This is a genomic window from Streptomyces carpinensis (genome assembly GCF_002154505.1).
Taxonomy (GTDB): Bacteria; Actinomycetota; Actinomycetes; order Streptomycetales; family Streptomycetaceae; genus Streptomyces; species Streptomyces carpinensis.
The window spans coordinates 1-20,704 of sequence record NZ_MUBM01000049.1 but is presented as its reverse complement, the minus strand read 5'-3'; the positions used below and the strand labels follow the sequence as shown (position 1 = coordinate 20,704).

Genomic DNA, 20,704 nt, shown 5'->3' with positions numbered 1-20,704 from the left:
GTCACCAAACGTCCAGTGTGCCCTACCGGCGGACGATCACGGCGGGGCCGAGGACGGCGGGACCCTCAGGACTCCTCGTCCGCGAGCTCCGCCACCCCCGTGATCCGGTGCAGCGGGTAGGTGCGGACCTCGTCGGCGGTGTGGTCGTAGGCCGTCACGAAGCCGCCCTCGACGCGGATCGGGGCGATGACCCGCTGGCTGGCGGCGCCCTCGGCGTTGACGTAGCCGATCCACAGGGCCTCGCCGGTGAGCACGGCGGCCTGCACGGTGGCCAGGGTCTCGGCGGGGCCGGTGCGGGGCAGTTCGCCGACCGCGACCGGGGCCGCGGTCGGCTTGCGCGGGGTGGTGGAGGCCAGGTCGCCCGCCCGGATGGCGCGGATCGCGGCGGACAGGAGGGTGGCGTCCGGAGTGGGCGGGCCGTCCGGGACGGGCTCGGGGGCGGTGCGCGGCGGGGTGCGGTAGGAGTCGGCGCGGGTGATGAGGACGTCGCCTTCGGCCGACTCGGCGGCCGGGGCGTAGCCCATGGCGCGCAGGCCCTCCAGGAGCGTGGCCGGGTCGGCCTGGGTGGCCAGCACGGTCGGCGCGAGGCGGCGCAGCCGCAGGGCCGCGGACCGCTTGTCGGCGAGGATCTCGTTCAGCAGCGCGTCGTCGTCGCAGCGCACGTACGCCGAGGCGGCCCCGACGCGCAGGTGCCCGTGCCGCCGGGCCACGTCGTCGATGAGGTAGGCCAGTGGCTGCGGCACCGGCGTACGGGAGTGCTCGGCGAGGAAGGCGTGCAGGTCGGCGGCGGTCCGGCCGGCGTCCAGGGCGCGGCGTACGGAGCCCGGTGAGAACCGGTAGACCGTCGCGCCGCCCTTGGACTCCACGTCCGCGAGCACCCCCAGCATCTCGGCCAGCGGGCGTCGCAGCGGGCCGGGCGCCACCGCCGTCAGGTCCGCCTGGAGCAGCACGTGGTCCAGGGGCTCCGGCAGCAGCGGGGCGAGCAGGCGGGCCGCCGCGGCGGTGGCGGTGGCCTGCTCGGCGGGGGAGAGAGGCTCCCGGGCGGCCAGGGGGCCGGGGCCCTGTAGGCCGTCCGCCTGCTCGCCCCCGGTGGCCGCGGCGGACCGGTGGTGCCTGTGGACGGGCAGCTTGTCCCCGGGGCCGCCGCGGCCCGCGGGCGCGGCCTCCTGCCCGGGCTCCTCCTGCGCAGAGGTACCCCTCGCAGCCGCCTCCTGCCCGGGTGCGGGCGGCGCGGGCGGTGCCCCCAGCAGGGCGCGTCCGTGCACGGAGAGCGCGCCCCTGCCGGTGACGCCCAGCTGCTCCGCCTCGGACAGCGTCCACTGGGCGAGTTGAGCGCGCAGATCGTGCTCCTGGTCCCGCTGCGGGCCGCGCAGCGGGCGCTCCCAGCGTAGCCGGGCCAGCACCGACTCGGTGGACGGCGCGGACCCCTCCGGCAGCCCGGCGAGCAGGGTCAGCACCCGGTGCCGTACCTCCGGTGCGGCCGAGCGGTCCAGGCCCGGGCCCAGCGCGGACAGCGTGTGGTCCTTGGCGTCCCGCCCGCCGACCAGGCCCGGCGTGCGCGTCGCGGTCAGCCAGGCCTGGGCGAGCTGTGCCCAGCGCTCGGCGGGGGGCCGTTCCAGCCACTCGTCGTAGGCCGGGGTGGCCCCGTACCGCTCGTCCGCCTCGCCGTCGGAGGCCAGCAGCCCGGCCGCGTAGGCGAGCTCCACCCAGAAGGCGGCCACCGGCTCGGACACGTCCAGGGCGACCGCCGTGCGCTTGAGGTCGCGCACGCTCAGACCGCCCGCGCGCAGCACGTTCGGACCGCCCTCGTCCCAGTCCCGCAGCAGCTCCTCGACGGTGGCCAGCGCGGTGTACGCCTGACCGGCCGCCGTCGCGTCCACCATCTGCGGACGGTGCGTCGCGGTCGCCTCCACGGCGGGCGGCAGCGGCTCGGGCGCGCGGTGCGCGCGGCCCGCGCGCAGATGCAGGGCCACCTCGCGCGGGAGGACGACCGTGCCGGGCGCCGTGGGCAGCAGCAGTCCCCGGTCGAGCAGAAGTCGCAGCCGGGGAGCCGGATCGGCGGTGACCTGGCCGTAGGGCGGCCCCCACACCAGCCGCTCGAGCACGCCGAGGGAGTCGTCGGGGACCTCCGCGAGCAGCGCGGCCATCCGCTCGCGGTCGGTGAACAGGGCGGTCAGCGAGGCCACCGCGGAGACCGAGTCGTGGGTCGAGGGCAGACCCGCGGTGGTCACGATCTCCTGGATCCGCCCCGGCGACATGCCCGCCGTCGCCTCCTGCACGGTCGGGCCGAGCCCGGTCGGCGACGGGTGCTGAGGGGAGGGGGCGAGCAGTTCGCGGGCGGTGCGCACCAGGCGCAGCCGGTCGTCGTCGCCCCAGGCCAGGGCCTGCTCGCGCAGGGTGGCGAGGGACCGGGGGAGCGCGGCGGCGACGGCGGGATCACCGGCGTCCCCGGCCATCAGGCCCAGCAGTTCCCCGTACGTCGCCGGGTCGCCGGCCACCGCCAGGGCCTCCGCGGTCTGCAGGGCGAACCGGTCCAGCCGCTCCAGGGCGCGCACCACCGAGGCACGGGTGGCGGCGCGGGTGGCGAGCTGGGTGAGGTCGGTCGGAACCGGCGTGATGAGATCGGGGCGGCTGCGCAGAAGCGCGGTAAGCGAGGCGTCGTCGCGCGCGCGAAGCGCCTCCGCGAGCGAGCGGGGGGCCGCCGCCGGTTTCTCATCGCTGCTCATCCGACCCACGGTAGCGGGTGGGTGTGGCGGCGGGGCGCGTGTCCGCCCGTGCGCGGCACGACCGCGAGGCGCTACGACGGCCGTGACGCACGCGGTACCTTCGTCCCCACGGGGTTACCGGCCAGCCGCCCCGGAGGGGTGTCGTGGGGATCGAGAGCGACCAGGTCGTCTACGAGTATCTGAGCCGCGTCGGGGACGTCGCCCAGCAGCGGCAGCTGTCCTCGGCGACACGGATGCGGCTGGTCTCGGAGCTGCGCAACGAGATCGACCGGCGCCGCGCCAAGGCCGCCGTCGACAGCCCCGCCGCCGTCCGCCGCATCCTCGACCGCCTCGGCAGCCCCGACGAGATCGTCGCGGCTGCGGGCGGCGGCGACGGACGTGCGGGGGCGCCGCAGGCGTCGCAGCCACCGGCCCCCGCCGTGCCCGTGCAGCGGGATCCCGATGCGCCCGAGGCGGAGGAGGAGCGGCCGAGGGGTCTGCGTCGTGTGGTGCCGCGTCCCCGCCCCACCCGGCCCCCGGCGAGCCCGCCGTCCTCCGGTGCCGTCTCCCCGCCGCACCTGGCGACCGCCGACGAACTCGGCGGCCCGACGGCCCGCCCCGACTGGTGGGCCGCGGACGGCAGCCCCTTCGGGATCGGCGACGACGTGCCGGGCTTCGTCGGCGGCGTGGAGATCCCGGACCTGCTCAAGCCCCCGCCGCGCAAGGACCCCGCCGAGCGGGCGGACCCCACGCCGGCGGTTCCCGCCCCGGCGGCCGGGGCGGATGCTGCGGCGGCCGACCCGCAGTCCCCGGCCCGCCGCCGGCGTCTCGCCCTGCTGCCGCGGCGCGCCGGCGGCTGGAGCAACCCACTCCTCCTGCTCGCCGCCGGGCTGCTGACCGCGGGCGCCGTGCTCGGCAACTGGTTCGCGCTGCTGCTGGGCTGGGTCATCGCCTACGGGTCGCGGCGTCTGACCCCGGCGGAGTCCAAGTGGGCCGTCATGGGCATGCCCGGCCTGGCACTCGCCGCCGGGCTCCTGTGGCTGTGGGGCCGCAGCGACGACCGCTGGGGCAGCCCCATCGCCCAGGGCCACATGAACGACGCGATCGCCCAGACCTGGCCGTGGGTGGTGCGCGCAGCGGCCGTGCTGTCGGCACTGTTCCTGCTGTGGCGCTCCCAGCGGCAGCGATAGTCGCGCTCGTACAGGGCTGCCGGCCGTGGCAGCGACAGCCGGGTTCCTGCCGTGGCGCTCGCAGCGGTAGCGATAGCCGCGCTCGTGCAGGGGTGCCGGCGGCAGCGACAGCCGGGTTCCAGCTGCGGCGTTCCCAGCGGCAGTGACGGGCCGCACGACCGGTCGGCGCGTGGCCGACGGCAGCGGCAGCCGCGCCGCCCGCTGTGGCGCTCGCCGCGACTGCGGCAGCCGTGCCCCCGCGGCGGCGTTCCCAGCCGCAGCGGCAGCCGTGCGCAATCGGTCGGCGCGCAGCCGAGGGACGGGGTACGGCGGATGCACGCGTGTCCGCGCGAGCGCGATGCGCTCGGTGAGCGAACAGTGGGTGTACGTCACACGGGCCGGGCGTCCTCCCGCCGCGCCCGCTGGGCACAATGGCCCATATGACTTCTCGCCCGCTGACCGTCGGCTTCGACCTCGACATGACCCTCATCGACTCCCGCCCCGGCATCCGCGCCTGCTATCTGGCGCTGTCTGAGCGGACCGGGACCCACATCGACGCCGACCTGGCGGTCACGCGGCTCGGCCCGCCGCTCACGGATGAGCTGATCAACTGGTTCCCGGCCGAGCGGGTGGAGGCCGTGGCGGAGCTGTACCGCGAGATGTACCCGACCTTCGCCATCGCCCCGACCCTCGCCCTGACCGGGGCCCGCGAGGCGGTCGCGGCCGTACGGCGGGCCGGCGGGCGGGCGATCGTCGTCACCGCCAAGTACGAGCCGAACGCCAAGCTGCACCTGGAGCACCTGGGCATCGAGCCGGACGCGGTGATCGGCGACCTGTGGGCGGAGCAGAAGGCCGAGGCGCTGCGCGAGTACGGCGCCCGGGTGTACGTCGGCGACCACGTGGGCGACGTGCGGGGCGCCCGCGCGGCCGGCGCGCTGTCGGTGGCGGTGGCCACCGGGCCGTGCGACGAACAGGAACTGCGGGCGGCGGGCGCGGATGTCGTGCTCGCCGATCTCACCGAGTTCCCGAATTGGTTTTCGGACCATCACGCGCGTTTTTCGGCCGAGGACGCGCGCGTCGGCCGCTCCGGCCCGACCGACTAACGCGACGAGGCGGGAGACCGCGTGCCGCCGCGCGCCTGACGGCGTTCCGCGGCGATCGACCGCAGCACTCCGGCGCCGGCGATCAGGAAGCCGACGGCCATGAGCATGCTCAGCCCGAACATGTACGTCGGAAATGGCTTCGCCCCGAGGAACAGCGGGGCCACCGTGACCAGGGTGGCCACCGCACCGATGAAGAACACGACGGCACCGGCACGGATCAGCCCGTCACCGGCCGCGGCGGAATTCGTTTGGGTTTTGTCACGCACCGGACCAGGGTAGTTCCCAGCGCGAAGGAACAACCGGGCGACGTCTTGTCACCCGCCCGAAGACCATTAGCCTTGGTACCGGCGGGTCCGGCGCGACCCGCCCAAGTGCTATCCAGAGCCGTTTCGAAGCGGTTTTCCGACGAGTACGAGGACGAGGACAGACGTGCCCACCGGCAAGGTCAAGTGGTTCAACAGTGAGAAGGGCTTCGGCTTTCTCTCCCGCGACGACGGCGGTGACGTCTTCGTCCATTCCTCGGTCCTGCCCGCCGGAGTGGAAGCGCTCAAGCCGGGACAGCGCGTGGAGTTCGGCGTGGTCGCCGGGCAGCGCGGCGACCAGGCGCTGTCGGTGACGATCCTGGAGCCCGCCCCCTCGGTCGCGGCCGCACAGCGCAAGAAGCCGGACGAGCTGCTCTCCATCGTGCAGGACCTGACGACACTCCTGGAGAGCGTCGGCCAGACCCTGGAGCGCGGCCGCTACCCCGAGAAGGCCTCCGGCAAGAAGGTCGCCGGACTGCTGCGCGCGGTCGCCGACCAGCTGGACGTGTAACCCGCTCGGGGGAACCGGACATCACCGGGGGCGGGAGAACCGGGGCCTACGGGAAGTCGAGCGCGTCCGGGCCGAGGGGCGGGAGGAGTCCCTCGGCCGCCGCACGGGTGAGCAGCCCGCGGACCGCCGCGTAGCCGTCCGGGCCGAGGCCGGCGGTGAACTCGTTGACGTACAGGCCGATGTGCTGGTCGGCGACGGCCGGATCCATCTCCTGGGCGTGCTCCATGACGTACGGCCGGGATGCCTCCGGGTCGTCCCAGGCGGCGTGCACGGACGCCCGGATCGAGTCGGCCAGGCGGGTCAGCGCCTCGGCGCCCAGTGACCGCTTGGCGATGATCGCGCCGAGCGGGATCGGCAGGCCGGTGGTGTCCTCCCAGTGCTCGCCCATGTCGGCGAGCTTGTGCAGCCCGTAGTTCTGGTACGTGAAGCGGGCCTCGTGGATCACCAGCCCGGCGTCGATCTTCCCGTCCCGTACGGCCGGCATGATCTCGTGGAACGGCATGACCACGATCTCGCCGACCCCACCGGGCACGGTGTCCGCCGCCCACAGACGGAACAGCAGGTAGGCCGTCGACTTCTCGCTCGGCACGGCGACCGTGCGGCCGCTCAGGTCGGCGTCCGGCTCCCGGGTGAGCACCAGCGGACCGCAGCCCCTGCCCAGCGCGCCGCCGCAGGGCAGCAGCGCGTACTCGCCGAGGACGTACGGCAGCACGGCGTACGACACCTTCAGCACGTCGAACTCGCCGCGCTCGGCCATGCCGTTGGTGACGTCGATGTCGGCGAACGTGACGTCCAGCGCGGGCGCGCCCGGCACGCGGCCGTGGGCGACGGCGTCGAAGACGAACGTGTCGTTGGGACAGGGCGAGTAGGCGATCTGCAGTCGCGGGTGCTCAGAGCTCATGTGGGTTCCAACTCTCCAGTACGGGGGCGGTCTTCCCGAAACCCTCGGTCAGGGCGGCCAGGGCGTCGCCGATGCGCCAGGCGGCGCGGTCGCGCGGGCCGACGGGGTTGGAGACCGCGCGCAGCTCCAGCACGGGGACGCCGTGCGAGGCGGCCGCCTCGGCGACGCCGAAGCCCTCCATGGCCTCGGCGAGGGCGCGGGGATGGCGGGCGCGCAGGGCGCCGGCGCGGGCCGCGGTGCCGGTCACGGTGGAGACGGTCAGCACCGTGCCGGTGGGTGCGCCGGTCGCGGCGGCGATCGCCCGGACGAGTGGTTCGGGTGGGCGGTGCGTGACGGTGCCGAAGCCGAGCTCGGTCACCGGCAGGAAACCGTCGCCGGTCTCGGCACCCAGGTCGGCCGCGGTGATCTCGTCGGCGACGACGAGCGACCCGACGGGCGCGCCGGGAGCCGTTCCGGGGGCCGCCCTGCCGGTCGCGTCCGGCGCGAAGCCGCCCGCGATGCCGGTGGAGACGACGAGGTCGTACGGGGCACCGGCGAGCGCGGCGGCGGTGAGCGCGGTGGCGGTGGAGGCGGCGGCGAGGGAGGGACCGACCCCGGCGGCGAGCAGGTCGAACCGGCCGGATCCGGCCGGCCCCGCGACCCGGTGCAGGGTCGCCCCGGGCAGCGGCACCTCATGCGCGGGCGGCCCCGGGAAAGCCCGTGCCACCGCGTCCCGCTCGGGCGCAACGGCGGTGGCGACGAGTACGCGCACGGAGGTCACCGAGGACGCGGTCAGGAGGCCTTCTGCAGCTTGAAGGACCACACGCCGGTCACGTCCTTCTCGCCCTCCTTGATGGCCACCCACGTCGAGTTGCCGCTGGCGCCGTACTGGGCGTTGAAGAACACACTGCCCGGGATGGTGCGGTAGGTCTTCTTGCTGGAGTCGGTCAGCGGCTGACCGTTCATCAGGATGGTCCAGCCCTTGTCCGCGATGTCGGGGTCGACGCCGAAGCGGACGGTGTCGTCGGGGTCGACCTTGATCGTGTTGTCCGACTTCAGGCACTTCGGCAGGTCGGCCGTCTTGACCGGGTTGCCGTCGTTGTAGCAGGTGGCTTCCGAGTGCACCGAATCGCCGCCCACGGTGATCGTGGCGATCGGCGTCGGCTTGGAGCAGGCCGACAGGGCGAGCAGTCCGGCGGAAACGGCACCGGCGGCGGCGACGGCGCGGCGGCGTCGCACGGCGGATTGCAGCGAGGTCATGGCCGAAGGCTATCGGGCACGTCCAGCAGCCCGGCCACGCGGGGGTGCGGCGTGCCGTGCGCCGAGCGGGTGGGGCGGCATCGGAGCGCCGGGTGGTCAGGCCGCCCGGGGGCGGGTGGCGCCGTTGTGGCGGGCCGAGGCCAGCAGGCCACGCACGGTGCTGAGCCATCCGGTGGCCACGATCGCCGCACCCACCGACAGGCCCAGCACACCGTTGAGGGGCAGCACGATGCCGATCGCGCCGCCGAGCACCCAGGCCATCTGCAGCAGCGTCTCGGAGCGCGCGAACGCCGATGTGCGCACCAGTTCCGGAACGTCCCGCTGGATCAGCGCGTCCAGGGACAGCTTGCCCAGCGCCTGCCCGAAACCGGCGATCGCGGCCAGGACGGTCACCAGGAACGCGCCGAAGAGGACCGCGGCCGCTAGCGCCGCGCCCAGCACGATCGCGACGACCGTCACGATGATGATCTCGGGGGCCCGTGAGCGCAGCCAGGCACCGACCGCCGTGCCGAGCGCGTTGCCCGCCCCCGCCGCGACCCCCACCATCCCCAGCGACACGGCCGCGCTCTGGCCGGCCAGCGGATGCTCCCGCAGCAGGAAGGCGAGGAAGAAGATCAGGAAGCCGGACAGGCAGCGCAGGGCGGCGTTGGCGGCGAGGGCGTGCGTGACGGCTGTGCCCACGGAGCGCAGCCCGGGCCGCTTGGTCGGTTTGCGGAGCGGCCCGTGCGGCTGCTCGTCGGCGGTGAGCAGCGCCCGGTCCTCGCCCTTGGCCGAGTCGACCTTCGGCGGCAGGGAGAAGGACAGGAACGTGCCGGCGACGAAGATCACAAAGGCGCCGTAGAGCGGCCAGCGGGAACCGATCAGGTGCAGTCCCGCCCCGATCGGCGCGGCCACCCCGGTGGCGAGCAGACCGCCGAGCGTCACCCGCGAGTTCGCCTTCACCAGGGAGAACTGGGGCGGCAGCAGCCGCGGCACGACCGCACTCCGCACCACCCCGTACGCCTTGGAGGCCACCAGGACGCCCAGCGCCGCCGGATACAGCTCCAGGCTGCCGCTGGCCGCCGCGCCCGCGATGATCAGCGCCAGCAGCGCCCGGGCGAGCATCGCGGCGGCCATCGCGGCCCGGCGGCCGTGCGGCAGCCGGTCGAGCAGCGGGCCGATCACGGGCGCGAGGACCGTGAAGGGCGCCATGGTGATGGCGAGGTAGAGCGCGACCCGGCCGCGGGCCTCGTCGGTGGGGACGGAGAAGAACACCGTGGAGGCGAGCGCGACGGTGACCATGACGTCACCGGCGCCGTTCACGGCGTGCAACTCGATCAGCTTGCCCAGCCCGGACTCGCCCGCGCCGTGCGCGTGGGTGACCCGGCGGATGCCGCGGACGGTTCCCGTGACCGGAAGGCGCAGGGCACGCCAGACCGCGCGGACGGGCCCGCCGAACCGGCCCGAACCGCTGCCCCGGCTGCTGCTCCCCTTCAACCCTTCGGGCTCACCGAGCCCGGTGGTCTCCTGAGGCGTCCTCGCGGCTGCCACCCCGTCATAGTGCCCCGAGACGGCCGCGAGTAGCGCCATTACGTCCTGGATCGGACCGATCGCCCCCCGACCGACGCAGCCCCGAGGACCCCGAAGGACCCAGGCAACCGCTCGTCGGCCAGCAGTGAAGCAACCGTCGGTGTAGGCCCAGCGGCAGCGAGAAGGTAGCGTGCGTAGCGCGCCGTGGCGAACGTTCTCGGCCGCGCGCCTTACGGGCATACCGCAGAATGGATGACGTAGGTGCGCCCGAGCGCGATCGGGCGCGGACGTCGACGCGGTCCGAGGGTCCGCTCCGTCCGCCCCGCCGCCTTCAGGCCGGCGCACCCGAGAGACGGCGTAGGAGAGAAGCGATACCTGTGAGCGCAGCGAGCACGCGAAGCCGCACCCCCGACCGCCTGTGCGCCGAGGCCGTCGACCTCGCCCGCGCCGCAGCCGAGGAGGCGGCCGCGCCCGGCGTCGTCGGCGAGCACACGGGGGTGGTGTCCGAGGGCGACCGCGTCGTCACGCACTTCTTCGAGTGCAAGGAGCTCGGCTACCGGGGCTGGCGCTGGGCCGTGACGGTGGCCCGCGCCTCCCGCGCGAAGATCGTCACTCTGGACGAGGCCGTACTGCTGCCCGGCCCCGACGCGCTGCTCGCCCCCGAGTGGGTGCCCTGGAGCGAGCGGCTGCGCCCCGGCGACATGGGCCCGGGCGACCTGCTGCCCACGGACGCCGAGGACCTCCGTCTGGAGCCGGGTTTCTCCGGCGAGGACGAGCCCGCGCCGAACTCCGCCGTCTCCCGGGACATGGCGGAGCTGGCCGAGGCCGAGGACGCCGACGTCACCGCCGGCCCGCCGAAGAACCTCCCCACGGTGCCGTCGCGCGGTTCCATCGCGGCGCTCGCCGAGGAACTGGGCATGCGCCGCGCCCGGGTCCTGTCCCGCTACGGCCTGCATGTCGCCGCCGATCGCTGGGAGGAGGCCTACGGCGCGAAGACGCCGATGGCCCAGGCGGCCCCGGCGTCCTGCGCGACCTGCGGCTTCCTGGTGCCGATCGGCGGCTCCCTGGGGCAGGCCTTCGGGGTCTGCGCCAACGAGTTCTCCCCGGCCGACGGACGGGTGGTCTCCCTGACGTACGGCTGCGGCGGGCACTCCGAGGCCGCGGTCATGCCGAAGCCGCCGCAGCCGGCTCCGCCGGTGATCGACGAGACGCGGGTGGACCCGTTCCCGCTGCGGCCCGCGCGGGACTCCGGCTCCGTGCCGGACGTCTCCGACGAGGACACCGCCGAGCTGGGGCACTCGTAGGCCCACGGGCGCGTGAGGGGTGATGTCCCAGTGGCTTCGCCCCCGGCCCGCTGTCGGCCCGAACGGCCTCGTCCCTGATCTCCCGCGAATCTCTTCGAGCGATCTCGAGCAATGGGGTACCCCCAGGACGGGCTGCTGGACGCCGACCGGTGTCGAACAGCTCGCGGTACCTTCGTCCTCACCCTCATGAGGAGAATGAACGACGTGAGCATGTTGGTGCAGCCGTCCGCCGGAGGCGACCCGTTCGGGACCGTGCGTCTGCGGCGTGGCGTGCTGGACGCCTGGGCGGCCAGCCCGGCCCGGTTCCGCGAGGACGCCAACGCCGAGGAGGACCTGGTCCTCGGCGGCTACCGGGACCGGCTCGTGGTCGAGCTGGCCCAGAACGCCGCCGACGCGGCCGCCCGCGCGGGTGTGCCCGGCCGGCTGCGCCTCACCCTGCGCGACGGCGTCCTCATCGCCGCCAACACCGGTGCCCCGCTGGACGCGGCCGGTGTGGAGTCGCTGTCCACCCTGCGCGCCTCCGCCAAGCGGGACGCCTCCTCCGGCGGCCTGCCCTCCGTGGGCCGCTTCGGCGTCGGCTTCGCCGCCGTCCTCGCCGTCACCGACGAGCCCGCGGTCGTCGGCCGGCACGGCGGTGTCCGCTGGTCCCTGGCCGAGGCCCGCGACCTGGCCGAGCAGACCGCCCGGCACAGCCCCGGACTCGGCGACGAGATCCGCCGCCGCGACGGGCACGTACCGCTGCTGCGGCTGCCGTTCGCCGCCGAGGGCACCGCCCCCGACCCCTACGACACCGTCGTCATCCTGCCGCTGCGCGACACGGCCGCCGCCGACCTCGCCGAACGGCTCCTGCACGCCGTCGACGACGCCCTGCTTCTCGCCCTGCCCGGGCTGGAAGAGGTCGTGGTGGAGATCGGCGACGGGGATCCGCGCACGCTGAGCCGCCGCACCGACGGCGCGTTCACCGTCGTCGAGGACTCCGGCGACGGCATCACCCACTGGCGTACCGCCTCCGCCCACGGCCCCCTCACCCCGGACCTGCTCGCCGGCCGGCCGGTGGAGGAGCGGCTGCGCCCGCACTGGTCGGTCACCTGGGCCGTGCCCGTCGACGTCTACGGCAACCCGGCCCGCCCGCGCACCAGCCCCGTCGTGCACGCGCCCACCCCGAGCGACGAGGCGCTGGGCGTCCCGGCGCTGCTCATCGCGTCGTTCCCGCTGGACACCACCCGCCGGCACGCCGCGCCCGGCCCGCTCACCGACTTCCTGGTGCAGCGCGCGGCCGACGCCTACGCCGGACTCCTCGCCGACTGGCGTCCGGTGGCCGAGGGCGTCATCGACCTGGTGCCCGGCCCGCTGGGCAAGGGCGAACTGGACGGCGCGCTGCGCCAGGCGATCCTTCAGCGGCTGCCGCGTACCTCGTTCCTGCCGCCCGCCGCGGCGGCCCTCAGGGCGCACGACACCGATCTGCCCGAGTCGCTGCGGCCCCGCGACGCCGAGGTGGCCGAGGGCGCCGGCGCCGACACCGTGCGCGTCCTCGCCGAGGTGCTGCCCACCCTGCTGCCCGCCGGGCTGGAACGGCGCGTGGAGCTGCGCACGCTGGGTGTGGCCCGCCTGCCGCTGACCGAGGCGATCGACCGGCTGGCCGGCCTGGAGAAGGAACCGGGCTGGTGGCGGCGGCTGTACGACAGCCTCGCGGGCGTCGACCCCGACCGGCTGTCCGGCCTGCCGGTCCCGCTGACCGACGGCCGGACGACGATCGGGCCCCGGCAGGTGCTGCTGCCCACCCCGGACGCGGCACCGGCCGACCCGGGGGTGCTGGCCCGGCTCGGGCTGAAGGTCGCCCACCCGGACGCGGCCCACCCGGTCCTGGAGAAGCTCGGCGCCCTGCCCGCGACCCCGCGCGCGGTGCTCACCACCCCGCAGGTGCGGGCCGCGGTCACCGCCTCCCTCGACGAGGACGGCGGCGGCTGGGACGAGGACACCCCGGACGCCGAGGAGCTCGCCGACACCGTCCTCGCCCTGGTCCGGGACGCCGGCCTGGAGCCCGGCGACGAGCCCTGGCTCGGTGCGCTCGCCCTGCCCGACGAGGACGGCGAACTCGCTCCGGCCGGCGAACTGGTCTACCCCGGCGGCCCGTTCGCGCAGGTCATGCGCGAGGGGGAACTCGCTGCCGTGGACCGCGAGCTGGCCGAGAAGTGGGGCGAGCAGCCGCTGGCCGCCTGCGGGGTGCTCGTGGACTTCGCCCTCGTCCGGGCCACGGACGTCGTCCTCGACCCCGACGAACTCGAGCCGCGCGAGGGTGACTTCCCCGAGCCGGACGACCCCGGCCTGCTGGACGCGGTGGACGTGTGGTGCGAGGACGTCCTCGACCGCTTCCCGGACACCCCGGTGCCGCCGGTGGCCACCGAGATCGTCGCCGTGCGCGACCTGGACCTCGTCGACGACGACCAGTGGCCCCGGGCACTGACGCTGCTGGCCCGGCCGCCACTGCGCGACGCGCTCATCCAGCCGGTGCGGATCCTGCTGCCGGACGGCACCCACGAGGTCGTACGGCCGTACACCGCGTGGTGGCTGCGCGGGAACCCGGTGCTCGGCGGGCGCCGTCCGGCCGGCCTGCGCGCCGCCGGCTCCGACCCGCTGCTGCGCGGGCTGTACGACGAGGCCGACGCCACCGGCTTCGACGACGAGCAGGTGCTGCGGGCGCTCGGCGTGCGCACGTCCGTCGCCGCGCTGCTCGACGAGCCGGGTGGCGCCGCCGAACTGCTGGACCGGCTCGCCGACCCCGAACGGCGGGTCGGCCCCGCCCAACTTCACGCACTCTACGGCGCGTTGGCCGAGCTGGATCCGGAACAGGTGACGCTGCCCGACGAACTGCGGGCCGTGGTCGACGGGCGGGTGGAGGTGGTGGACGCCTCCGACGCCGTGGTGTGCGACTCCCCGGACCTGCTGCCGTTCACGTCCGGTGTGCCGCTGCTGCCGGTACGGCCGTCGCTGGCCGCGGAGCTGGCCGAACTGTTCCAGGTGCGGCGGCTGAGCGAGTCCGTCACCGGCGAGGTGGACTCGGAGGGAACCGAGCACGACGTACCGGAGCCGGTGCGGGTGCTGCTCGGGCCGCGTACGCCCGGCACGTACGTCGAGCACGAGGAACTCGTCGTGGACGGGACCGAGTTGGACTGGCGCCTCACCTCGGACGGTGTCCTGCACGCGGCCACCCTGGAGGGCGTGGCGGCCGGCCTCGCCTGGGCGTCGGGCCAGTGGCCGCGCCGCTTCGAGGTGGCCGCCCTGCTGGAGGACCCGACCCGTACGGAGGAACTGGCCCGCGACCGTTGGTTCGACTGAGCCGGAGCCGCCGCGGAACCGGCGCGGGAGGACAGCCGCGCCGGTTCCTGTGCATACGTAATGGGCACGTCAAGCGTTGCGCATGGACCGTCAAAATCAAGATCCGCGACCACAACCCTTCCCTTCCGCCACGGATCTGATCACCCGAGTCAACAGACTCCAAGATCACTTCTCCACCTTGGGGAACCCCATGCGCATTCGAGCCACCGTGGCCGCCGTCTGCGGCGCCCTGGCCCTCACCGCCCTCGCCGGACCGGCCGCGCAGGCCGCCGGGTCCGCTCCCGCCACCGGGACGGGCGGCACGCCGTACACCCTGAACGTCGGCTTCTCCAACTTCAAGATCGCCTCGACGGTCAAGGTCGGCACCTACTACAAGGTCAGCACCACGGTCACCTACACGCTGACCCACGGCGCGGACGTGAACATCGCCGCGAAGGACTTCTACACCGACCCGTTCATCTACCGCGGGTCCTTCGACAACCCCACCAAGGAGTTCTACGGCGACAACCCGGCCACCTGCACGGCCACGTCGTCGACCACCGCCACCTGCAAGGGCACGATCGACTTCTACCCGGCGGACGGGGACCTCAGGAGCGCGGACGCCGGCAGCTGGACGGCCGCCGCCGAGGCGATCGCCTTCAACGGCCAGAACCCCGCGAACCCGGCGGACATGAGCAAGATCGGCTACAAGGACCAGGACCACCTCGGCAGCACGATGCTCCAGCGCTACTCCAAGCTCACCGCCGACGCCTCGCCGGAGCCGGTGAAGAAGGGCGCGACCATCACGGTCACCGGCACCCTGACCCGGGCCAGCTGGGACTACCTCAAGTACTACGGCTATGCCGGCCAGTCGGTGAAGCTGCAGTTCCGCAAGGCGGGCACCAGCACCTACACCACGCTCAAGACCGTGACGACGGACTCCTCCGGCCGTCTGAAGGCCACGGTCACCGCCTCCGCCGACGGCTACTTCCGCTACAGCTTCGGAGGCACCTCGACCACCGCGCCGGTCAGCGCCACGGGCGACTACGTCGACGTGCGGTAAGCACGCCTCAGGCGGGGAAGCGGCGGCCGACCCACTTCCACAGCACCTCCAGGACGACCGCCGCCACGACGGCGATGCCCACCGCGAGCCACGGGATCGCCGTCCCCACCAGCCGCAGCGCGAAGAAGCGCTGGAGCACGGGCACGGCCAGCACGAACACGAACGCCACGCCCATCACGGCCACCAGCGCGACCCGCCACCAGGTGTAGGGACGGGCGATGATCGCCAGCACCCACATCGAGACCAGGAAGAGCGTGAGCGTGGCCGCGCTGGTCTCCGCGCCGAGAGCGTCCGGCCCGGCGTAGTGGCGGCGGGCGACCACGTACACCACGAAGGTCGCCACGGCCGCCACCAGCCCGCCGGGCACCGCGTAGCGCATGACCCGCCGCACGAAGTGGGGCCGCGCCCGTTCCGCGTTCGGGGCGAGGGCCAGGAAGAAGGCGGGGACGCCGATGGTGAGCGTGGACAGCAGGGTCAGGTGCCGGGGCAGGAACGGGTACTCGACCTGTGAGCACACCACCAGCACGGCCAGCAGCACCGAGTAGACCGTCTTCACCAGGAACAGGGTCGCGACCCGGGTGATGTTGCCGATCACCCGCCGCCCCTCGGCGACCACCGACGGCAGCGTGGCGAAGCTGTTGTCCAGCAGCACGATCTGGGCGACCGCCCGGGTGGCCTCCGAACCCGAGCCCATCGCCACGCCCACGTCGGCGTCCTTCAGGGCGAGGACGTCGTTCACGCCGTCACCGGTCATCGCGACCGTGTGCCCGCGCGACCGCAGCGCGCCGACCATGTCCCGCTTCTGCTGCGGGGTGACCCGCCCGAACACGGTGCCCGCGTCGAGCTCGCGCGCCATGCCGTCGCGCTCGGCGGGCAGCCGGCGGGCGTCGACGGCGGCGCCGGTGAGACCGACCTTGGCGGCCACCGCCCCCACGGAGACCGCGTTGTCACCGGAGATGACCTTGGTGCGGACGTTCTGCTCGGCGAAGTAGCGCAGGGCGTCGGCGGCGTCGCGCCGCAGCCGCTGCTCCAGTACGACCAGCGCGGTGGGCGTGACGGTGCGGACCACCTCCGGATCGTCCAGCTCACGGGCGGCACGCGCGAGCAGCAGGACGCGCAGGCCCTGCTCGTTCAGCCGCCCGGTCTCGGCCAGGGCGGGGGCGCCGGCGGGCAGGAGGACGTCCGGGGCGCCCAGCAGCCACGTACTGGACTCGCCGTTGCCCTCGCTGAAGCTGGCGCCGCTGTACTTGCGCGCCGAGGAGAAGGGCAGCGACTCCACGCAGCGCCACTCCTCGCTGGCCGGACAGGCGTCGATGATCGCCTGAAGGGAGGCGTTCGGGCGCGGGTCGGACTCGCCGAGGGCGCCGAGGACCCGGCGTACGTACGACTCGTCGTGGCCGTCCAGCGTCCTCAGCTCGGTGACGTCCATGCCGCCCTCGGTGAGGGTGCCGGTCTTGTCCAGGCAGACGGTGTCGACGCGGGCCAGGCCCTCGATGGCGGGCAGCTCCTGGACGAGGCACTGCTTGCGGCCCAGCCGGATCACACCGATGGCGAAGGCGACGGAGGTGAGGAGGACCAGCCCCTCGGGGACCATGGGGACGATGCCGCCCACGGTGCGGGCGACGGAGTCCTTCAGATCGCTGTTCTTGACGACGAGCTGGCTGATGACGAGACCGACGGCGGTCGGGACCATCATCCACGTCACGTACTTGAGGATGGTCGAGATGCCGGTGCGCAGCTCGGAGTGGACGAGCGTGAAGCGGGAGGCCTCCTCGGCGAGCCGGGCCGCGTAGGCCTCGCGGCCGACCCTGGCGGCCTGGAAGGCGCCACCGCCGGCGACGACGAAGCTGCCGGACATGACCTGGTCGCCGGGCCGCTTGACCACGGGATCGGCCTCGCCCGTGAGCAGCGACTCGTCGATCTCCAGTCCGTCGGCCTCGACGCAGACGCCGTCGACGGCGATCTTGTCCCCCGGCCCGACCTCGATCACGTCGTCGAGCACGATCTCGGAGGTGGCGATCTCGACGGCGGTGTCGTCGCGGCGGACCGTGGGGCGGGACTCGCCGATGACGGCGAGCGAGTCGAGGGTCTGCTTCGCCCGCCATTCCTGGAGGATGCCGATGCCGGTGTTGGCGAGGATCACGAAGCCGAAGAGGCTGTCCTGGATCGGGGCGACGAACAGCATGATCAGCCAGAGCACGCCGATGATCGCGTTGAAGCGGGTGAGGACGTTCGCGCGGAGGATGTCGGCGAGCGAACGGCTGCTGCGCACCGGTACGTCGTTGACCTCTCCGCGGGCGAGGCGCTCGGCGACCTCGGCCTGGCTCAGCCCCCTCGGCCGCGCCGGCGGAACGGGGAGGGGGACCGGGTGCACGGGGTCGAGTTCCGCGCCCGCGTCGATGTGGGAGGTCATGCAATCGACGTTACGTGCGGATGTGCGCCTTCACTCGTTGACCTTCGCCCACCCGCCCAGCCGTCTCGGCAAGGACGAAGAGCCACCCCTGGGGACTCCGCCCCGGACCCCGGCGGGGCTGCGCCACCTGCGCCCTCTGCGTCTCTGGCCTCTGCCGAGTGAAGACGCCCAAGCCCGGGAGCGGCCTACTCCGCCGACGCCCGGCGTTCCGCCCGGGATGTCTCTTCCTGGGCCGCTGCCGCCCGCTTGATCGCCGCGTCGCGTTTGCGGACGTACCAGATGCCGATCAGGCCGAGGCAGCCGCCGGCCAGGCAGGTCCAGAGCCACCAGGTGTGGTCGTGATCGTCGAACCAGCCGTAGAAGGGGAGCTGGACCAGGAAGAGGACGAACCAGACGATCGTGCCGCCGGTGATGGTGGCGACCACGGGGCCCTCCAGGGGCTCCGGCGCCTCGTGCTTGGGGGTCCACTTCGCCATGGCCTCAGCTTACGGCCCGCGACCCTCGTGGAGGTCCTGGCCCCGAACCAGGGTCTACGCGCGGAGATAGCCTTTTTCGGCTTCATATGTTCATACTGAAACAGTCTGGGTCTGGCCGCTTCTCTTCGTATGAAACACCAACAGCAACCTGGGGGAGACCTGTTGGTGACCGAAGACGGCGAGACTCGATCACGTTTGATCCTGTTCCAGGTCCGGTACTCCCGTACTTCCCGCACCCCTGAGGTCATCCGCATGTCCACCTCGGCCACCGCCAAGGTCCCCGCCCCCGAGAAGCCCGGCACGCCGCCCGCGTTCGGTGCCCTCGACCGCTACTTCAAGATCTCCGAGCGCGGCAGCTCCCTGCCCCGCGAGATCCGCGGCGGCTTCGCCACCTTCTTCGCGATGGCCTACATCATCGTGCTGAACCCGATCATTCTCGGCAGCGCGAAGGACATGTACGGGCACCAGCTCGACAACGGCCAGCTCGTCACCGCCACCGCCCTGACCGCGGCCTTCACCACGCTCCTCATGGGTGTCATCGGCAACGTGCCGATCGCGCTCGCGGCCGGGCTCGGTGTCAACACCGTCGTCGCCCTGCAGCTCGCACCCCGCATGACCTGGCCGGACGCCATGGGCATGGTCGTCCTCGCCGGCTTCGTCGTCATGCTGCTCGTCGCCACCGGGCTGCGCGAGCGGGTGATGAACGCCGTGCCGCTCGGCCTGCGCAAGGGCATCGCCATCGGCATCGGCCTGTTCATCATGCTGATCGGCCTGGTCGACTCCGGCTTCGTCTCCCGCATTCCGGACGCCGCCCACACCACCGTCCCGCTCCAGCTGGGCGCGGACGGTCACCTCAACGGCTGGCCGGTCCTCGTCTTCGTGCTGGGAGTGCTGCTCACGCTCGCTCTGATCGTGCGCAAGGTGCCCGGCGCGATCCTCATCTCGATCGTCGCGATGACCGTCGTGGCCGTCGTCGTCAACGCCGTCGCCAAGGTCCCGTCCTGGGGCCTGACCACCCCCAAGTGGCCCGGCAACCCCGTCTCCACCCCGGACTTCGGCCTGATCGGCAAGGTCAGCCTGTTCGGCGGCTTCGACAAGGTCGGCGTGCTGACCGGCGTGCTGTTCGTCTTCACCGTGCTGCTGTCCTGCTTCTTCGACGCCATGGGCACGATCATGGGCATCAGCGACGAGGCCAAGCTCACCGACGCACAGGGCCAGATGCCCGGCATGAGCAAGGTCCTCTTCGTCGACGGCATCGCGGTCGCCGCAGGTGGCGCCAGCTCCGCCTCGGCCACCACCTGCTTCGTGGAGTCGACGGCCGGCGTGGGCGAGGGAGCTCGCACCGGTTTCGCGAACGTCGTCACCGGCGCGCTGTTCGCGGTGGCCCTCTTCCTCACCCCTGTCGCCACGATGGTCCCGTCCCAGGCGGCCACCCCGGCGCTGCTCGCGGTCGGCTTCCTGATCCTGTCCGGCTCGGTCAGGGAGATCGACTGGGCCGACTACACGATCGCCGTCCCGGCCTTCGTGACGATGCTGATGATGCCGTTCACCTACTCGATCACCAACGGCATCGGCATGGGCTTCATCACCTTCGTGGTGCTGCGCCTGGCCGCCGGCCGCGGCCGTGAGGTGCCGGCGGCGATGTACGTGGTCTCGGCGGTCTTCGCCTTCTACTACCTGATGCCGGCCCTGGGCCTGACCTGATTCCGGCCGACCGGGGTCGTGTGACCGCCGCGCTCACGCGACCCCGCGCTCACGTGACGGCGACACTCACGTGACCCCGTAGAACCGCTCCGTCTCCTCGACGGCGGCCTGGAACCGTTCGTCGAAGTCATTGCGAATGAGCGTCCGGACGACATAGTCCTGGACGCTCATTCCTCTTTTCGCGGCGTGGGACCGGAGCCGTTCGAGCAGCTCGCGGTCCATGCGCAGACTGAGCACGTCGGTCCCCATGCAGACGAGGGTCGCTGCACACTTCCGCGGCACGTGTCACGTTCCGCACGCGGATCACCCATATGAGTGATACCGACGGCCCGTAGTGGTCAGAGTCACCGGATACCTGCGTGTCCCAGGTGGTCTTTAGCGAGAGTAATGAGTTACGCTAAAGAACATGCCGGACCTTACGCATGGCGACGACGCCGCCGCCGTGAACTCCCTGCGTTCCGCCGTGATGCGGTTGTCCCGTCGGCTCAAGCACCAGCGCGTCGACGAGTCGCTCAGCCCCACCGAGATGTCGGTGCTGGGCACCCTGTCCAACTGCGGAAGCGCCACGCCGGGCGAGCTCGCCCGCAAGGAGCACGTGCAGCCGCCGTCGATGACCCGCATCGTGGCGCTGCTCGAGGCCAAGGGACTGGTCCGCCTGGAGCCACACCCGGAGGACCGGCGCCAGAAGGTCGTCACCAGGACCGAGCAGGCCGAGACCATGCTCGAGGAGAGCCGCCGCAAGCGGAACGCCTTCCTGGCCGGCCTGGTCGACGGCCTCGACGAGGACGAGTGGGCGAAACTGCGCGCGGCCGCCCCCGTGCTGGAAAAGCTCGCGCATCTGTAAAGCACGTCAGACGGCGAGTGAGCCGCGGGGGACGGCGGAGCACGCCCCCCGGCGGCCCACGAGCAGCCAGAAGGAGGCGAACCCTTTTGAGTACGGGATCCGGAGCAGACTCCGCCCCCGCACCGACCACCCACAACTCCCCGCAC

17 protein-coding genes are annotated in these 20,704 nt (G+C 73.3%); 8 read left to right on the top strand and 9 right to left on the bottom strand.

Features of this window, described 5'->3' with window-relative positions:
• Positions 1-65: 65 nt before the first annotated feature.
• Positions 66-2,726 carry a helicase C-terminal domain-containing protein gene (locus BZY54_RS07835; RefSeq protein WP_086723940.1) on the bottom strand — a complete coding sequence of 887 codons (2,661 nt, stop codon included), beginning with the start codon at positions 2,724-2,726 and terminating at the stop codon, positions 66-68.
• A gap of 143 nt (positions 2,727-2,869) precedes the next feature.
• Here BZY54_RS07835 and BZY54_RS07830 point away from each other — a divergent pair, with 143 nt between their 5' ends.
• Together BZY54_RS07830 and BZY54_RS07825 are read left to right on the top strand one after the other, a co-directional pair.
• Positions 2,870-3,895, top strand: a complete 1,026-nt coding sequence (locus tag BZY54_RS07830; RefSeq protein ID WP_086723938.1) for a hypothetical protein — start codon at positions 2,870-2,872, stop codon at positions 3,893-3,895.
• A gap of 419 nt (positions 3,896-4,314) precedes the next feature.
• Complete coding sequence (locus tag BZY54_RS07825) at positions 4,315-4,977, top strand: HAD family hydrolase (RefSeq protein WP_086723936.1); 663 nt, start codon at positions 4,315-4,317, stop codon at positions 4,975-4,977.
• On the opposite strand, the gene BZY54_RS07820 is transcribed toward BZY54_RS07825, so the two are convergent.
• Entirely contained in the window at positions 4,974-5,243 is a 270-nt protein-coding gene (locus BZY54_RS07820) for a hypothetical protein (protein ID WP_086723934.1), read from the bottom strand. The genes BZY54_RS07825 and BZY54_RS07820 overlap by 4 nt on opposite strands.
• A gap of 163 nt (positions 5,244-5,406) precedes the next feature.
• Between BZY54_RS07820 and BZY54_RS54705 the strand changes: the two genes are divergently transcribed.
• Entirely contained in the window at positions 5,407-5,790 is a 384-nt protein-coding gene (locus BZY54_RS54705; RefSeq protein ID WP_086723932.1) for a cold-shock protein, read from the top strand.
• A 46-nt stretch (positions 5,791-5,836) separates the two neighbouring features.
• Here the strand turns inward: BZY54_RS54705 and BZY54_RS07810 are convergent, their stop codons facing one another.
• From BZY54_RS07810 to BZY54_RS07795, 4 genes are all read right to left on the bottom strand, one after another.
• Positions 5,837-6,691: a 1,4-dihydroxy-6-naphtoate synthase gene (locus BZY54_RS07810; RefSeq protein WP_086723930.1), complete on the bottom strand. Its 855-nt coding sequence runs from the start codon at positions 6,689-6,691 to the stop codon at positions 5,837-5,839.
• Positions 6,681-7,442 carry a futalosine hydrolase gene (locus BZY54_RS07805; protein ID WP_086724001.1) on the bottom strand — a complete coding sequence of 254 codons (762 nt, stop codon included), beginning with the start codon at positions 7,440-7,442 and terminating at the stop codon, positions 6,681-6,683. Before BZY54_RS07805 ends, BZY54_RS07810 begins: the two co-directional genes overlap by 11 nt.
• Before the next feature lie 20 nt (positions 7,443-7,462).
• The gene (locus tag BZY54_RS07800; RefSeq protein ID WP_086723928.1) at positions 7,463-7,930 is read right to left on the bottom strand and encodes a DUF2771 domain-containing protein; all 468 of its coding nucleotides are present in this window, start codon (positions 7,928-7,930) and stop codon (positions 7,463-7,465) included.
• Positions 7,931-8,026: 96 nt separating this feature from the next.
• Positions 8,027-9,460, bottom strand: a complete 1,434-nt coding sequence (locus tag BZY54_RS07795; RefSeq protein ID WP_086723999.1) for an MFS transporter — start codon at positions 9,458-9,460, stop codon at positions 8,027-8,029.
• 356 nt (positions 9,461-9,816) lie between these two features.
• Here BZY54_RS07795 and BZY54_RS07790 point away from each other — a divergent pair, with 356 nt between their 5' ends.
• From BZY54_RS07790 to BZY54_RS07780, 3 genes are all read left to right on the top strand, one after another.
• Positions 9,817-10,743 (top strand): DUF3027 domain-containing protein, encoded by a 927-nt coding sequence (locus tag BZY54_RS07790; RefSeq protein ID WP_086723926.1) that lies wholly within the window; start codon positions 9,817-9,819, stop codon positions 10,741-10,743.
• Between the two features lie 210 nt (positions 10,744-10,953).
• On the top strand, positions 10,954-14,079 hold the full coding sequence (locus BZY54_RS07785) for a sacsin N-terminal ATP-binding-like domain-containing protein (protein ID WP_425276267.1): 3,126 nt from the start codon (positions 10,954-10,956) through the stop codon (positions 14,077-14,079).
• 190 nt (positions 14,080-14,269) lie between these two features.
• Positions 14,270-15,121 carry a hypothetical protein gene (locus BZY54_RS07780; protein WP_086723924.1) on the top strand — a complete coding sequence of 284 codons (852 nt, stop codon included), beginning with the start codon at positions 14,270-14,272 and terminating at the stop codon, positions 15,119-15,121.
• Positions 15,122-15,128: 7 nt separating this feature from the next.
• Here the strand turns inward: BZY54_RS07780 and BZY54_RS07775 are convergent, their stop codons facing one another.
• A complete protein-coding gene (locus tag BZY54_RS07775; protein WP_086723923.1) occupies positions 15,129-17,534 on the bottom strand; it encodes an HAD-IC family P-type ATPase in 2,406 nt (801 codons plus the stop codon).
• A 185-nt stretch (positions 17,535-17,719) separates the two neighbouring features.
• Positions 17,720-18,010: a DUF2530 domain-containing protein gene (locus BZY54_RS07770; RefSeq protein WP_086723921.1), complete on the bottom strand. Its 291-nt coding sequence runs from the start codon at positions 18,008-18,010 to the stop codon at positions 17,720-17,722.
• A gap of 252 nt (positions 18,011-18,262) precedes the next feature.
• Between BZY54_RS07770 and BZY54_RS07765 the strand changes: the two genes are divergently transcribed.
• The gene (locus BZY54_RS07765) at positions 18,263-19,714 is read left to right on the top strand and encodes an NCS2 family permease (protein WP_086723995.1); all 1,452 of its coding nucleotides are present in this window, start codon (positions 18,263-18,265) and stop codon (positions 19,712-19,714) included.
• Positions 19,715-19,780: 66 nt separating this feature from the next.
• Here BZY54_RS07765 and BZY54_RS07760 read toward each other — a convergent pair whose 3' ends face one another.
• Positions 19,781-19,963, bottom strand: coding sequence for a ribbon-helix-helix protein, CopG family (locus BZY54_RS07760; RefSeq protein WP_086723919.1), 183 nt, complete (start codon positions 19,961-19,963; stop codon positions 19,781-19,783).
• Positions 19,964-20,120: 157 nt separating this feature from the next.
• Between BZY54_RS07760 and BZY54_RS07755 the strand changes: the two genes are divergently transcribed.
• A complete protein-coding gene (locus tag BZY54_RS07755; RefSeq protein WP_086723917.1) occupies positions 20,121-20,558 on the top strand; it encodes a MarR family winged helix-turn-helix transcriptional regulator in 438 nt (145 codons plus the stop codon).
• Positions 20,559-20,704 lie beyond the last annotated feature (146 nt).

Coding starts and splice junctions, on each gene's coding strand:
- BZY54_RS07835 (WP_086723940.1), bottom strand. CDS start 2,726: ATGAGCAGCGATGAGAAACCGGCGGCGGCCCCCCGCTCGCTCGCGGAG.
- BZY54_RS07785 (WP_425276267.1), top strand. CDS start 10,954: ATGTTGGTGCAGCCGTCCGCCGGAGGCGACCCGTTCGGGACCGTGCGT.
- BZY54_RS07760 (WP_086723919.1), bottom strand. CDS start 19,963: ATGGGGACCGACGTGCTCAGTCTGCGCATGGACCGCGAGCTGCTCGAA.
- BZY54_RS07780 (WP_086723924.1), top strand. CDS start 14,270: ATGCGCATTCGAGCCACCGTGGCCGCCGTCTGCGGCGCCCTGGCCCTC.
- BZY54_RS07765 (WP_086723995.1), top strand. CDS start 18,263: ATGTCCACCTCGGCCACCGCCAAGGTCCCCGCCCCCGAGAAGCCCGGC.
- BZY54_RS07755 (WP_086723917.1), top strand. CDS start 20,121: ATGCCGGACCTTACGCATGGCGACGACGCCGCCGCCGTGAACTCCCTG.
- BZY54_RS07800 (WP_086723928.1), bottom strand. CDS start 7,930: ATGACCTCGCTGCAATCCGCCGTGCGACGCCGCCGCGCCGTCGCCGCC.
- BZY54_RS07825 (WP_086723936.1), top strand. CDS start 4,315: ATGACTTCTCGCCCGCTGACCGTCGGCTTCGACCTCGACATGACCCTC.
- BZY54_RS07810 (WP_086723930.1), bottom strand. CDS start 6,691: ATGAGCTCTGAGCACCCGCGACTGCAGATCGCCTACTCGCCCTGTCCC.
- BZY54_RS07775 (WP_086723923.1), bottom strand. CDS start 17,534: ATGACCTCCCACATCGACGCGGGCGCGGAACTCGACCCCGTGCACCCG.
- BZY54_RS07770 (WP_086723921.1), bottom strand. CDS start 18,010: ATGGCGAAGTGGACCCCCAAGCACGAGGCGCCGGAGCCCCTGGAGGGC.